The organism is Clostridioides sp. LIBA-7678, assembly GCF_056716065.1.
This window is the reverse complement of sequence record NZ_CP196987.1, coordinates 1677240-1691811: the sequence shown is the minus strand read 5'-3', so window position 1 is coordinate 1691811 and position 14572 is coordinate 1677240. Positions and strand designations below refer to the sequence as shown.

At 25.8% G+C, this 14572-nt stretch carries 13 protein-coding genes, 1 pseudogene and 1 CRISPR repeat array; of the genes and pseudogenes, 5 read left to right on the top strand and 9 right to left on the bottom strand.

Annotated features, from left to right (window positions below; translation table 11 throughout):
* Positions 1-233: 233 nt before the first annotated feature.
* The 6 genes from ACTG46_RS08225 to ACTG46_RS08200 form a co-directional block, all read right to left on the bottom strand.
* Positions 234-1070 (bottom strand): N-acetylmuramoyl-L-alanine amidase, encoded by an 837-nt coding sequence (locus ACTG46_RS08225; RefSeq protein ID WP_479923919.1) that lies wholly within the window; start codon positions 1068-1070, stop codon positions 234-236.
* On the bottom strand, positions 1067-1327 hold the full coding sequence (locus tag ACTG46_RS08220) for a phage holin family protein (protein ID WP_479923918.1): 261 nt from the start codon (positions 1325-1327) through the stop codon (positions 1067-1069). Before ACTG46_RS08220 ends, ACTG46_RS08225 begins: the two co-directional genes overlap by 4 nt.
* Positions 1328-1343: 16 nt before the next feature.
* The gene (locus ACTG46_RS08215) at positions 1344-1574 is read right to left on the bottom strand and encodes a hemolysin XhlA family protein (RefSeq protein WP_021384792.1); all 231 of its coding nucleotides are present in this window, start codon (positions 1572-1574) and stop codon (positions 1344-1346) included.
* A gap of 38 nt (positions 1575-1612) precedes the next feature.
* Positions 1613-1795 carry a hypothetical protein gene (locus tag ACTG46_RS08210; RefSeq protein WP_479923917.1) on the bottom strand — a complete coding sequence of 61 codons (183 nt, stop codon included), beginning with the start codon at positions 1793-1795 and terminating at the stop codon, positions 1613-1615.
* A 449-nt stretch (positions 1796-2244) separates the two neighbouring features.
* A CRISPR array of direct repeats spans positions 2245-3653; the repeat unit is 29 nt; unit sequence ATTTACATACCACATAGTTAATATAAAAC.
* Between the two features lie 266 nt (positions 3654-3919).
* Positions 3920-4765: an SHOCT domain-containing protein gene (locus tag ACTG46_RS08205; protein WP_479923916.1), complete on the bottom strand. Its 846-nt coding sequence runs from the start codon at positions 4763-4765 to the stop codon at positions 3920-3922.
* A gap of 261 nt (positions 4766-5026) precedes the next feature.
* The gene (locus tag ACTG46_RS08200; protein WP_479923915.1) at positions 5027-5185 is read right to left on the bottom strand and encodes a type I toxin-antitoxin system toxin; all 159 of its coding nucleotides are present in this window, start codon (positions 5183-5185) and stop codon (positions 5027-5029) included.
* Positions 5186-5457: 272 nt separating this feature from the next.
* Here ACTG46_RS08200 and ACTG46_RS08195 point away from each other — a divergent pair, with 272 nt between their 5' ends.
* Positions 5458-6576, top strand: coding sequence for a site-specific integrase (locus ACTG46_RS08195; RefSeq protein WP_054270900.1), 1119 nt, complete (start codon positions 5458-5460; stop codon positions 6574-6576).
* 152 nt (positions 6577-6728) lie between these two features.
* Here the strand turns inward: ACTG46_RS08195 and ACTG46_RS08190 are convergent.
* Together ACTG46_RS08190 and ACTG46_RS08185 are read right to left on the bottom strand one after the other, a co-directional pair.
* Positions 6729-6872: pseudogene (locus ACTG46_RS08190) on the bottom strand (MerR family DNA-binding transcriptional regulator); the annotation flags it as partial.
* Between the two features lie 306 nt (positions 6873-7178).
* On the bottom strand, positions 7179-9281 hold the full coding sequence (locus ACTG46_RS08185) for an EAL domain-containing protein (RefSeq protein WP_479923914.1): 2103 nt from the start codon (positions 9279-9281) through the stop codon (positions 7179-7181).
* 755 nt (positions 9282-10036) lie between these two features.
* On the opposite strand from ACTG46_RS08185, the gene ACTG46_RS08180 reads away from it, so the two are divergent.
* From ACTG46_RS08180 to panC, 3 genes are read left to right on the top strand one after another with little or no spacing between them, the layout of a single operon-like run.
* The gene (locus ACTG46_RS08180) at positions 10037-10975 is read left to right on the top strand and encodes a Rossmann-like and DUF2520 domain-containing protein (protein ID WP_479924061.1); all 939 of its coding nucleotides are present in this window, start codon (positions 10037-10039) and stop codon (positions 10973-10975) included.
* On the top strand, positions 10950-11777 hold the full coding sequence (gene panB / locus ACTG46_RS08175; protein ID WP_074179000.1) for a 3-methyl-2-oxobutanoate hydroxymethyltransferase: 828 nt from the start codon (positions 10950-10952) through the stop codon (positions 11775-11777). Before ACTG46_RS08180 ends, panB begins: the two co-directional genes overlap by 26 nt.
* Positions 11778-11795: 18 nt before the next feature.
* On the top strand, positions 11796-12644 hold the full coding sequence (gene panC, locus ACTG46_RS08170; protein WP_407964428.1) for a pantoate--beta-alanine ligase: 849 nt from the start codon (positions 11796-11798) through the stop codon (positions 12642-12644).
* A 208-nt stretch (positions 12645-12852) separates the two neighbouring features.
* On the opposite strand, the gene ACTG46_RS08165 is transcribed toward panC, so the two are convergent.
* A complete protein-coding gene (locus ACTG46_RS08165; RefSeq protein WP_074178998.1) occupies positions 12853-13149 on the bottom strand; it encodes a YciI family protein in 297 nt (98 codons plus the stop codon).
* Positions 13150-13571: 422 nt separating this feature from the next.
* On the opposite strand from ACTG46_RS08165, the gene ACTG46_RS08160 reads away from it, so the two are divergent.
* Positions 13572-14051 (top strand): C-GCAxxG-C-C family protein, encoded by a 480-nt coding sequence (locus ACTG46_RS08160; protein WP_054270002.1) that lies wholly within the window; start codon positions 13572-13574, stop codon positions 14049-14051.
* Positions 14052-14572 lie beyond the last annotated feature (521 nt).

Genomic DNA, 14572 nt, shown 5'->3' with positions numbered 1-14572 from the left:
TTGACGAAATATTTATATTATAAATACTACAAATGTACAGTCTAAAATTATATTTTATCAATGAAACCATATTCTATTTGCATAAAATATATTTTTTTTTACAATTTTTAACAAAAGAAATATTTATAAAATATTTTTTTAATTTTTTATTCATGTTAATGATCCTTCTCTTCAAATTCATTTTTTCATATTTTCCAATAATAATTTTTTCTCAGTTTTTTATTTCTGATTTCTTATTTGATAAAATCTAACGCCTTATAAAGTGTATCAAATCTATCATTACCTTTTATCATTGTATATTTTTCTTTGGTTATAGAACTTATCTTATTACATGCTCCTCCACCTACAACATATAAGTTCTCTGTCTGACCTGGTACATAATCTTTTATATCACATATTAATATTTTGCCATCATTATAACCCCAACCGACTACAGTTGCAGGTATTTTGTCAACCTCTCCATCATAAACTATTGTATGTTTGTACATTTGCTTAACTCCCTCATTACTTATATTTTTATTCAATGTACCTTCTACAATTAACTTAGCAATACCTTCATACCCAAACTTCTTAGCTTTCTCATAATCATCTTTATTGTCACAAAAGAAACTTTCTATTAATATTGCTGTAGGTTTGGAACTATTTAAAATATATAAACTTTTATCTAATTTAGCTCCTCTATTACCTACTTCTTTATCTCCTTTTTTTCTTATGAAAGGTTTAGATAGTTTATCTACTACTCTTTGTGCATATTCCTTCCCTTTTTCACTATAGTAAAATACCTCTGTTCCAAAAGCTCCTACACCACTTGAATTTAAATGTAACTCTATAAGTAAGTCATATCCTCCACTATTAACTTTAGGTATTTTATAAGACTTTTCCTCACTCTTAGTTTTAAACTGCTTTTCGGGGCATATTATTACATCTACCTTATGCCCTTCTTTTCTGAATGTATCTGCCAATATTGGTGCAAGAGATTTATTATATTGATACTCGTTAACTACTCCATCAGCAGAAGTACATGCTCCACTTTTTAAAATACTATGTCCTACTGTAATGCATATTTTCATTGTTTATTTTCCTCCTTTAATTGTTTGTAAGTTTGATTTATACCTATTGATATACCCCAACAAATTACACCTTGTAAGACTGCATCAGCATTTAATCCTAACATCCATACTGAGAAACCTATCCCAAGTGTTAATAACACTACTGGAATATATTTATTATCTAGTTGTTTATACTTCTTACAACCTGCTCCTATAACATAAAGAGCAGCTACTAAAATTAGCAACTGCTCTGGTATAAAACTTATTAAATTATCCATTTATTTAACCTCCTAATTAAAATATTCCTCTCTGTATTGCAAATATAAAGAATCCTACAAGTGTTGTAATCATTGTTCCAATTAGCCATTTGAGCATACTTGTAAGTGAGTTTAAATTCTCGCATAGTGCCTTTAACTCTGCTTTAGACTCTATATTTGCTACTTTTAATTCGTCTATTTCATCATTATGTTTATTTATTGTTACCTCATGTCGTTTCAAATTGTCTTTGAAAAGTTCTTCATTCATGCAAGCCTCCTAATTTTTGATATTAAAAAAGAACCTTCTTATAATGTCGGTTCTGCTCCTTCTATTGCTCCACTATTTTGTATTATATAATCTTCTTCTCTTTCTATTTTTTTTAATAAACTTTCAAAAAACTCAACATCCAATTCTAATAATAACTCTAATTCTTCCATGGTCTTTTTAATTCGTTCTTCTTCATTAATACTTTCATTTGACTTATACATATATATCCCCCTATCATAAGAACTTATGTTCTTATTTTTAGTTAAAAACTCCCAACAATTTTTAATAAAGTTTATATAATTACACCCTTTCAACCCCCAAATTATTTTTAGATTATTCAGAATTGTCTTAGATAATTATCTTACTTACATAATAATACTTTTGATTTGCTAATGCAATAAAAAAAGCGTAATTGTAATAAAAAAATCGAATTTTGTAGACAGTTGGAAGTTTTTTCCAATTAAAAGTATTATTAATCGAGTTTTTTATTATATTTTTTTATAAAACTATCTTTTTATAATAATTTTTATAATCTATTATAATTTTAAATTTGCAACAAAAAAGTTACGATAAATAGAAATCTTCTTCTACTCATTGTAACTTTTTAAATTCTCCACTTAGTTAATATAAAACAAAAAGAATATTTAAAATCAGAAACCAAAAAACTCTTCTTTACATACCACATAGTTAATATAAAACTTGGTTTTACTGCTTGGATAATACCTTATGTCTTTAGTATTTACATACCACATAGTTAATATAAAACGTTGATTCTAGTTCTATTCTTTGTAATGTTTACGACATTTACATACCACATAGTTAATATAAAACTTTTTACCAATTCAGACTTTCATTTGTATTTGCGTTATTTACATACCACATAGTTAATATAAAACTAAAGTTCTTGAAACGTATTATTGTCAATTAAGTATATTTACATACCACATAGTTAATATAAAACGGTTTGTCAAAAAGCTCTGCTAAGTATAAATTTTTTTATTTACATACCACATAGTTAATATAAAACGAATGAAGGAACTTGGAATACTTCAAGTTAATGGAACATTTACATACCACATAGTTAATATAAAACTAAAACTGATATTTTGAAAACTACTGATTTTGATACATTTACATACCACATAGTTAATATAAAACAAAGATTGAAAATCTCAGATTTTAATAGAAGTCACATATTTACATACCACATAGTTAATATAAAACTTGTAAGTGTTGATGATTTTTCTAAAGTTTGTAACTGATTTACATACCACATAGTTAATATAAAACTTTCTACTTCCGTTTGTTTCGCTGAAACTCCTCCTACAGATTTACATACCACATAGTTAATATAAAACTAAAAGAGCTGTTAAGAAATTGGCGGATAGCGGTTTAATTTACATACCATATAGTTAATATAAAACAAGCAAATAATTTATTTTTTCGTATTTATAATAAGACTATTTACATACCACATAGTTAATATAAAACTAAATTTAGAAATTTATATTGTGAGTAGGTGTTATTTATTTACATACCACATAGTTAATATAAAACAAAGATGGCGTTGTTACTCTTAGTAGTTCTGTTGTATTTACATACCACATAGTTAATATAAAACTATTGCGATTGGTGGTGCTTATTTGGTTTGGAAATAATTTACATACCACATAGTTAATATAAAACTTAAATATTTTTAGTTAGGATGTGTTTTGTATGGCATTATTTACATACCACATAGTTAATATAAAACTTTACCTGTTAAGTCAATGTTTGTTACTTTAACCGCTATTTACATACCACATAGTTAATATAAAACTTTGCTTATACATATCAAAAATCGGGTCATTTATCTATTTACATACCACATAGTTAATATAAAACTTAATCAAATTGATGTTTTTTGGTTTAACAAATTTTAATTTACATACCACATAGTTAATATAAAACAATTTTTATAATAAGCTAGACCAATTATATAATCTAATTTACATACCACATAGTTAATATAAAACAAAGATATTATAGAGAGAAACTATTTACTTATTGTATTTACATACCACATAGTTAATATAAAACCCCAAAATAAACTTAGCATTTCCAATACTTACACATATATAACTTTCTTAAATTTGCAGTGAACCATGAGTAGTGCAGTTGATAACGCTTATCACATTCCCTCAACACCTTACATTGCAACTGTTAAAGCCTACTTTATCACAAATATCGCTCACTGCAAAATTTATATATTTTTATTATATCATAAAATTCAAACTATAAAATTAAAATGGAATAATTTATCAATTTAAGAGCACCTACATATTTGTAAGTGCTTACTATATTATCTATTCTAATAATGCCTTTTTCTTTTTATTATATTCTTCCTGTGTAATTGCACCTGAGTCTAACAACTCTTTTAGTTTCTTTATTCTATCTAGTGGGTCAATTCCACTATTTCGAATATAATTATTATCATTGTTTTTTTCTTGTCGTAGCTTTTCTTCTTCTTTAGTTTCAACCTCTTCTTCTCGAAAATATATATTTTCAACTTCATCTACATTATTTCGAATTTTGCTAAAATCTTGAATCCTAAAATGATTCAATATACCACCATCATCTTTTGAATAAAAATCAAAATAGACTGTATCTATTTTAAATTTTTTCACCTCATTAACTATTTCTTTTATAAATTTTTTACACTCGCCTAAATCTTTAAATTTTTCGTTTTGCAAACTTAAATCAACAAGCATCCTCCCTCTACCTTTACTGACTTCTAACTCATAACGAGAACCTTTATATTCTTGAGGTATTAATGGTTCTAACTTGGCTTTCAAATCTTCTTCACTTATTTCTATACCATATTTTTCTTCTTTTTCTTTTTTCCTTCTTTCATCCTCTTCTCTATTTGCTCTTTGCCATTCTTCTTCTTTAGCTTTTTCCTCTTTCACTCTTTGCTCTTCTCTAATAGCCATCTTCTCTTCTGTATATGGGCTTATATCTTCCCAAACTGCATATAAATATATTGTAAAAATAAGAAACATATAAGATATAATACACATAACTCTTTGTTTTTTTCTAACAAAATAAATAATTATTAATGATGCCAAAAGTACTAAACTTCCTGGCATAAACCCTATAAAAATAACTATTCCTAATAACATTAATATTATTGCTACTATTATCACTGACATAATAAAATCCCCCACAAATTACTCATCTCACTCAATATTATAGCATAATTTGGTAAAACAAAAGCACCTACATATTTGTAAGTGCTTCCTTATTTACAACTTTTACAATTAAATTTATTCATTAATTCAGACTCATTATTATTGTTTATAAAAATTAATATTAATTAATGTCAAAACTGACAATAATTAATGTTAAAATTTTTTTATTGTGGTATAATAAAAGCAAGAAGAACTACAATCTATTTGGAAGTAGAGTGAAGTTCAAATACTAATGTTTATTTTTTTGAACTTAATTTTCAGTTCAAAACTAAAGTCACTCCTGCCAGAGTGGCTTTTTACTTTTTTAAATAATTTACTAGTTAAGTAAACTATTAAACTGGCAACTAAACTTGCTAGTACACCTTGTAAAAAATTATCCATACATACACACCTCCCTTCTATACGTTGGGAGGATAATCTTTTGTATGAACTCCACTCTATAAATTGTAGATTACATCTTCTTGCTAAAAATATTATATCATATAATTCTTACATATTTTACCTATATATTACTTTTTTAAAATTCATATATATATTTCTGTATACATCTGCTCTATCATCAAATAGTATTTATAACTTAGATTTGATATAATAAAACTAGAGTTATTCAATATATTTTAAACATGAATAATACTTATAAAGGGAGTGTACATATGAACATCAAATCAGCCTTCATAAGAAAAAGAAATGAAAAATTTCATGTATATGTGGAGTATGTGGAAGAAGAAACTGGGAAAAAGAAACAAAAAAGTTATGGAAGTTATGAAAAGAAAAAGGATGCTGAAAAACATTTAATTGAAATAAAATCGACTATAAACAATAATAAGTTTGTTGCTCCAAGAGATATAACATTTGTAGATGCATGTTATAAATACATTGTGACAAATGGTAACAATTGGTCTCCTTATACAATTGTGAATAGGAAATCTTGGATTAAAAACTATATAGAGCCTTTTTTCAAAGATACAAGATTAATAGACATAACACCTTATTTAATGCAGTCTTTCGTAAATAAACTATTTACTAAATTTACATCTGGAAGTGCTAAAGTTAGATATGGCTTTGTAAGTTCTGTATTAAAAGAATCTTACAGATTAAGAGAAATAACAGAAAATCCTTGTAACTTTATAAAGCTACCTCATAAAGAAAGTTCTTTTAAAATTAATATTTATGATAAAGAAGAATCACTACTTCTAATAGATAAACTAGAATATAATATCATAGAAATCCCTATTCTCTTAATGTTGTTATTAGGCTTAAGAATTGGAGAAGTCTGTGGACTTAGATGGTCTGATATTAACTTAGAAACCGATTCAATAAGTATTAATCAGATACTTATATATGCAAACAATAAAATAGCATTTAAAGAACCAAAAACACCAAAATCAAAAAGAACTTTATCAGCTCCAAAAGAATTAGTTGAAAAACTAAAAATAGAAAAATTAAAACAAAACAAAATGAAATTGCAAGGCACACTTATAAATGAAAATAACTTAGTGTGTCTAAATACAAATTTTAGACCTTGGATACCAACTGTATTGTCAAAAAACTTTCATAAATTTATTAAAAAAAATAATTTAAAACAAATAAGAATACATGATTTAAGACATACAAGTGCTACCTTATTGCTTTTAGGAGGAACTAATATGAAAGTAGTTTCTGAAAGGCTAGGTCATACAGATATAAAAATAACTATGAATAGATACTCTCATGTTTTAGAAGAAATGGACAAAGAGGCTTCTGACAATTTAAGCAAAATGTTATTTAAATAAAAAAACTGACTGTCAGTTAAATGTCAGTTAAACCCATAAAAGTAGGTTTTGTCAGTTAAATGTCAGTCAGTCACCTTATACTCTTTTAGTCCAAATACCTGTAAAAATGCACATTTTAGTGTTTATTAATACTTGTTAATATATAAATATTATTTATAAATCAAATAATATCTATAATTATTTTTATCTTTATATTCTGGAGAAAAAATCCCTATTTTATCGTAAAAAATTAATGTCTGTTTAGATATTCCACACAACTTTGCAAATTCTCCTGTGGTAAAATACTGTTTTTCCAAGGGTTATACACTCCTTTTCGTTTTGTTGTCTATATAGTTACTATATTCTTTATTATTGGCTAAATCAAGCAATTCTTATTTATTTTTTATCATCTTAAATGATGAATTATCAAACACTTTACTAAATTTTTAATTATACACTTTATTGCTCACTAAAAAAGGTAGCAACTATTTATAGATTCTACCTTTATGTACTCAACATCATGTTTTATTTTGATTATATCAACGGTTTCAATATTATAATTAAATTCATAAAGTTTCTTTAAAAATAAATTAAATAAACATAAATTACAAATTTGATTAATATCAATTGTCTATTTTTAAAATATCTAAAATCTCACTTGCTGTTTGTGGCTTTCCAAAAAAATATCCTTGTATGTAATCTGGTTGCATTTGTTTAACTAAATCATACTCTTCTCTTGTTTCCACTCCCTCTAAACAAACTTTTATTCCTACATCGTGACAAATTGCAACAATAAAATGTATAAATGTGGCATCAAACTTACTTTTTAATATGTCTTTAACAAAGACTCTATCAATCTTCACTATATCTATTGGTGCAAATTTTAAAACTTCTAATGATGAATATCCTGTACCAAAATCATCCATAGCAATACGAATGCCTAATTCTTGTAAAACTTTAAACTTATATTGTAAAATACTCATATTCTGTACTGTATGGCTTTCAGTTAATTCTAAAACAAGATTTTTATAAGGAAAATTTTCTTTATCTATAATTTTTATTATATCTTCAATAAATGTATCCTCTAATATTTGAACAGCTGAAATATTTACACTCACTGTAAAAAATGGATAATCAACAATCCATTCTCCACAAGTACGTAATGCCATCCGAAGTACCCATGCTCCTACAGTATTTATCATATCATTTTCTTCTAAAATTGGAATAAATTCTAAAGGAGAAATTGCTTTACCTTCACTATTAGTCCATCTTAAAAGTACTTCTACACCTATTATATTATGGCTTTGTGTATCTACTTGTGGCTGAAATCTAAGACTAAATCCCCTAAAATTATCATTGATTGATGCTTTCAACTCCCACATCATTGCTACAGAGTACATTTTATTTTTTAATATTTTTTCAGAGAAAAAAACAATTCTATTCTTACCATGATCTTTAGCATACTGTAAAGAATAGCTAGCATATTTACTAAGTTCTTTTACTGTATCCCCATGTTTTGGATATATAACACACCCAGCAGAAATTGTTATATTTAATCCATATTTTCTCCATAGGTGAAGATGTATAATTAAATTTTGTATTTGTTCATATAAAAGTTGAATCTCTTTTTCCTCAACATTATCAACGAGAATTCCCAGTTCATCACCATCAAGTTTATAAAGTTCAGCATTACCTGGTAAAATAGATTGTATAGATTGTGCTAAAGTTTTTATTATATTATCTCCAAAATCTCTATCATACATCTCATTAACATTTTTAAAATCGTCGATATTCAATAATACTATACATAATTTTTCAATCATCGGATTTGAAAGTTTATCTTCAAACACACTCATAAATTCATAGTAATTCAACAGTTGTGTTAATGGGTCAATCTTATTTTGTTTCCCTAACTGTGTCATTATTCCTGCAAAAATACTTGGTTCTCCAAACTCATCACGCATTAATTGTCCTCTACATCTTAACCAAATATATTCTCCACTGCGATTCTTAGCCCGGAATTCCACTGAATGATAATCCATATTATTTTTACCTATTTCCATATTTGACTTATAAAAACGGTCCCAGTCTTCTGGATGTACAATGCTCTTCCAGTAAATAATTGGACTTTCTACAATTTCTCCTGGCAAATCAAATAATTCAACTTGTGATGGTGAATATCGAAATACTCCTGTTTTCATATTACAGATATATATATATTCATCTGTACCTCTAATCAAAGCATCATAAAGTAATGTAGAATCATAATCAAATTTACTTCTTAAGGCATTAAAATCTTCAAGATAATCTCTTTCTTCTTTATTATTTGATATTTGATAAAATTCTTCAACTTTACCTTGCTCATTTAAGCTTTTGGAATTTGTAATATCTATAGATTGGTGTATATGAACAACTGTACCATCTTGCCATGAAATTAGACTATCATAATTTTCAAAAACTTGATTTAAATTATTACATTTTTCATACCACTTTATTAATGTTCCTTTTTTATTATTCTTTAACAGCTCTAAAACTTTACAAAAACTACATGGGGCATTTTTTTCAGTATATAATACCTCCCAACAAACTTTTCCTTCTGGAGCTGAAATATTATATTCTTTTTTCATATTTTCATTCATGAAAATAATTTTATCAGTATGAATATCTGTAATATATATATTAATCTGTAGCTGATTTAATATAACCTCAAGATTATGTTTGTTCATATACTTACCTCCTTCATCATTGCTATTATTTATAACCACATTCCTAGAATTATTTTTATTACAGAGGATTTATTTGTCATTTATATATACATTAAATATACAATTTAATAAAAAAACTTATTACTTCATATTTTAGATTATAGTTGATAAAAAAAAATACATCAATATCATATTATCAATTTGAACAAGATTATTGTATATAATGCTTATCAGCCTTATATTAAATTTTACTGCTGTATTTATCTTTATAAAATTAGATATAAGAAATAAACTGTATATTTTTTATTACTTTAAAATTTAAGATAATAAAAAATAATATTAATAATATAAAGTAAAAAAGATTTTTTTTAGAAATAGATGAAATTATTTTCATTATATATTGCAAATTTAAAAAATTTATATTTAATAAATATCATAATTTTTTTACTTATATTTTATTTTATTAAAATAATTCATCTTTCATATACATTATATAAATGTCTTTATTTTATTATTTTTACAAGGGTATTATTTTAATAATTTTCAAAGTCAACTACACCTCCATCAAAATAATACAACATAAATAAAAGTATATTTACTCAACTTTTATTTAATTATTTGTCAATCTTTCATTTAAATGGTAAAATATCCATGGATGGTATCTTGTTATGAGAACTATACTTTAAATGTTTTTAATTATTTTGTCTTATGTAACTCATATCTTCATGAATGAGATTGGAAATTAAGATGTTGTATCACAAAGTGGAGGTGGTACTATTAAAATAGGATTTATTGGTTCCGGAAAAGTTGGTACATCTTTGGCAAATTATTTTTTGTCAAAGGCTTATTATGTAACAGGTTTTTATGGAAGAAATCAATTATCTTTACTAGAATCAACAAATTTAACAAAAACAAAAATTTACAGTAACTTGAAAGACATTATTGATGAAAACGATATATTATTTATTACAACATCAGATGATTCTATTGAAATTATAGACAAAAAACTTTCCAAATTTAATTTAAAACATAAATATATTTGCCACACAAGTGGCTCTTTAAAATCTAGTATATTGTTCTGTTCAAAAAAAGCAGGTGCATTAATTTATTCTATCCATCCTATATTTGCATTTTCCAATAAAAATACTGATATAAAAAAAATGAAAGACATTTGTTTTTCCATAGAAGGTGATAATGAAAAAGATGATTTATTTATTCAAGATTTTATAAATAGCTTGGGTAATCAATTCTTTATAAGAGATAAAAATACTTCATCCACTTATCATTTAGCTAATGTTTTAGTTTCAAATTTAGTGTTATCTTTACTAAATGTAGGTGTAAATTACTTTATCAAATTGGGTTTATCTGAGGAAGAAACTTTAAAAGCTATAAATCCTTTAGTCAAAATAAATATAGAAAATATACTTGATAATGGATTTTCTAAAGCCCTTACTGGACCTATTGTCCGTGGGGATATAACACCAATAAAAAAACATTTATCAGCATTAGATAAGAAAGATGAAGATATTTACAAAATTCTATCCTTAAATCTACTAAAAATAATAGCCTTGGAAAATGAAGATTCATTAAAATGTACAAAAAGTATTTCTACAGAAAACGCAGTTGAAAATTTAATAAGTAAATCTGAAAAATACAAAGAGATTTACAAAATTTTAGGAGGAAAAAACGATGAAAAATACTATACTGACTTTTAAAAATGCTAAAAGTAAAGGAAAAAAGTTATCTATGCTTACTGCTTATGATTATTCAATGGCAAAACTAATGGATGAATGTAATATAAATGGTATCTTAATAGGAGATTCATTAGGAATGGTCATAAAAGGTGAAGAAAACACTCTATCTGTTACTATAGATGAAATTATATATCATACAAAAGCTGTGAAAAATGGTGTGAAAAATGCCTTAATAGTAAGTGATATGCCATTTCTATCTTACCATATTTCTATCGAAGATGCTGTTAAAAATGCTGGTAGACTTGTAAAAGAAGGCGGGGCACATGCTGTAAAGTTAGAAGGAGGTTCAAACGTTATAGAACAAATAAAGAGCATTGTAAATGCTCAAATACCTGTAATGGGTCATTTAGGACTAACACCTCAATCTGTAAATTCATTTGGCGGATTTAAAGTTCAAGGAAATACTAGTGAAACAGCAAAACAACTTATTGAAGACGCTAAATCAATAGAAAAAGCAGGAGCATTCTCTATTGTGCTTGAAGGCGTTCCTGCTAAAATAGCTGAGATGGTAACTAATTCTATTTCAATTCCTACAATAGGGATAGGAGCAGGAATTAATTGTGATGGTCAAATTTTAGTTTATCAAGATATGTTGGGGATGTTTGGAGATTTTGTACCTAAATTTGTAAAACAATATGCAAATATAGGAGATATAATGAAAGATTCAATTAAAAATTACATACTAGAAGTTGAAACTGGTGCATTTCCACAAGAAAAACATAGCTTTTCAATAAATGAATCTGAATTAGAAAAATTATACTAAGATTAAGGATGGTACAAAATGCTTATAAAGGAAATAGAATCACTAAGAAATGTAATTAAAGATTGGAAAAAATCTGGCTATTCTATAGGGCTTGTTCCTACCATGGGATTTTTACATGAAGGACATCAAAGCCTTATTAAAAAAGCTGTAAAAGAAAATGATAAAGTAGTAGTTAGTGTATTTGTAAATCCAACTCAATTTGGACCTAATGAAGATTTTAATAGCTACCCAAGAGATATAGAAAAAGATTTTAAATACTGTATGGATAGTGGTGCATCAGTAGTTTTTAATCCATCATCAGAAGAAATGTATTTAAAAGGCAACTGTACTACCATAAGTGTATCTGGACTTACAGATTTTCTTTGTGGCTCTAAGAGACCAGTTCATTTTGGAGGTGTCTGCCTGGTTGTTTCAAAATTTCTAAATATAGTAACTCCTGATAAAGCTTATTTTGGAGAAAAAGATGCTCAACAATTAGCAGTAATTAAAAGAATGGTCAAGGATTTGAATATAGGTACAGAGATAATAGGCTGTCCTATAGTTCGTGAAAAGGATGGTTTAGCAAAAAGCTCGAGAAATACATATCTTTCAAAAAAAGAAAGAAAATCAGCTTTGATTTTAAATAAAAGTCTGAATCTCGTAAAAAAAGAGTTAATGAATGGAACTTTAGACGTAAAAAAATTAGAAAATTTAATAATATCTACCATAAACGCTGAACCCTTAGCAAAAATAGATTATGTTGAAATTGTAGACAGTAATACATTACAACCAGTTAAAGAAATAGAAGATTCTATACTTGTGGCAATTGCTGTATTTATAGGAAAAACTAGATTAATTGACAATTTTACATTTGAATTAAACATATAAACATCCTATTACAAAATATTTTGTTATAAAATTCTACTTATTAAAATAGGTAAGAAGTATATTATACAAGATACTCCTTACCTATTTCTAATTATTCATTAATTCAAGTAATAATTTTCATTATAGTTTTTTTATTTTGTGACGAAAGAAAAGGTTTAAAAACATTAACGTCTACTAAATATTTTTTAGTTTGACACAGTAAACATCTTTAATCATCAAACCACTCAGCAGATGATTTATTGAAATAATGTGGCGAAAACTCTATGACTTTGTAATCTTGCACACCAAAAGCTTTAAGAGGTTCATTAAATAAATACTCTTCCAATTTTTCAATTGATTCTGACTTCATAATAAACAATCCTCCACTCATATCTGTTTTAAGTGTAGACATCAAGATTAAGCCATCATCTATCGCTTTTTGAGTATAAGACATGTGCTTTTTCATAATTTTTTCATCAGTTAAATTTGAATCTTTTATAATGCCTTCAATAACAAAATATTTCATACTCTACATTACTCCTTTATCCTATATTGAATCAATACTTTATTATTAGTATGGGTTTACTTAAAAAATAAATACCCTTTATTTTCTATTGTCTCTATGACATTATTCAATACATTCATTACAATTCCCTCTTAAATCTTCAACCACAGTCCATTGAAAAACAATTACTCATAGATTATAATATAAACTACAAATGTGCATGATACTTAACATTCAATATATTATATAATAATTGTTTCAATTTCTAGTGAAAATACCATATATCTGTAAAATATATACTGGTTATGTTCATAATGTAGTTTTTGATTTTTACAGAACAAGTGATATATTATCTGAAAATACTCATTGCATTTCACAATATAAAAAATAAGTTATTATTAATTAAGAGATTAATTTATTATATATAAGGAGGATAAAAAATTATGAATAGTGGTGTAGTAAAATCTGAGAAAAGTATAAATTTAGAAAAAGTAAGAGTTACAGCAGAACAATATTATCGTAATGGTGACTTTTATTGTTCAGAAGCAGTCGTTAAAGTTATAAAAGATGAGTTTGAATTGGATATAACAGATGAAATTATATCTATGGCATCAGGATTTCCTGTTGGAATAGGAGGATCAGGATGTACATGTGGAGCTATAACTGGTGGCATAATGGCTTTAGGATTATTCTTTGGTAGAAGTGAAGCTAAAGATGAAAAAGTAAATAAGGCTATGGAGCTATCAAAAGAATTGCATGATTTTTTTAAAGGAAAAAATAATTCTTTATGTTGTAGAATTCTTACAAAAGGAATGACACTTGGAACAAAGGAACATATGGACCAATGTATATTATTTACAGGTCAAGTTGCTGAGGAAACAGCAAGAATAATTTGTAGAGAGCTAAATTATAAACTTAAATAACTTATTTTCTTAAATTCAACATATGATATGTAAGAATGTTTTTGACTATTAGGATTTTCAATAAGAATATCATATGAATTGTGACATTGTTTCAAAAATAAAATACAGTCTCTTGATGATTTAATAATATAAATAAACAAAATTACTAGTATTTTACATAAATAATAATTATCCATTATTAAGTGTGAAATAAGGTGTCTCAAAATAAGCTTTTTAGTCCATGAGGCACTCTTTTTTATATGAAAGCAAATATATTTTCATCATTTCAGGAATAAAAATAGGCCTATCTCCATTTTGTTCCAACCTTTTTAACTTTATAATTCATTAGATTAAAATCTTCTTAAATTACTAATTCTTCTTTAAGCTTACTTATTGTTAGTTCTATTAATTAAAAAAATAAGTTTGACAGACCAGTAATTTATTATTTTCAAAGAAAAAATATAGTTATAAAAAGACAATTTTAAATATAGTTTTGTCTAACATAAAATAGTTAAAATTCTTAACAACTAAAAGTAACTTTG

Coding starts and splice junctions, on each gene's coding strand:
- ACTG46_RS08225 (WP_479923919.1), bottom strand. CDS start 1,070: ATGAAAATATGCATTACAGTAGGACATAGTATTTTAAAAAGTGGAGCA.
- ACTG46_RS08220 (WP_479923918.1), bottom strand. CDS start 1,327: ATGGATAATTTAATAAGTTTTATACCAGAGCAGTTGCTAATTTTAGTA.
- ACTG46_RS08215 (WP_021384792.1), bottom strand. CDS start 1,574: ATGAATGAAGAACTTTTCAAAGACAATTTGAAACGACATGAGGTAACA.
- ACTG46_RS08210 (WP_479923917.1), bottom strand. CDS start 1,795: ATGTATAAGTCAAATGAAAGTATTAATGAAGAAGAACGAATTAAAAAG.
- ACTG46_RS08205 (WP_479923916.1), bottom strand. CDS start 4,765: ATGTCAGTGATAATAGTAGCAATAATATTAATGTTATTAGGAATAGTT.
- ACTG46_RS08200 (WP_479923915.1), bottom strand. CDS start 5,185: ATGGATAATTTTTTACAAGGTGTACTAGCAAGTTTAGTTGCCAGTTTA.
- ACTG46_RS08195 (WP_054270900.1), top strand. CDS start 5,458: ATGAACATCAAATCAGCCTTCATAAGAAAAAGAAATGAAAAATTTCAT.
- ACTG46_RS08185 (WP_479923914.1), bottom strand. CDS start 9,281: ATGAACAAACATAATCTTGAGGTTATATTAAATCAGCTACAGATTAAT.
- panB (WP_074179000.1), top strand. CDS start 10,950: ATGAAAAATACTATACTGACTTTTAAAAATGCTAAAAGTAAAGGAAAA.
- panC (WP_407964428.1), top strand. CDS start 11,796: ATGCTTATAAAGGAAATAGAATCACTAAGAAATGTAATTAAAGATTGG.
- ACTG46_RS08165 (WP_074178998.1), bottom strand. CDS start 13,149: ATGAAATATTTTGTTATTGAAGGCATTATAAAAGATTCAAATTTAACT.
- ACTG46_RS08160 (WP_054270002.1), top strand. CDS start 13,572: ATGAATAGTGGTGTAGTAAAATCTGAGAAAAGTATAAATTTAGAAAAA.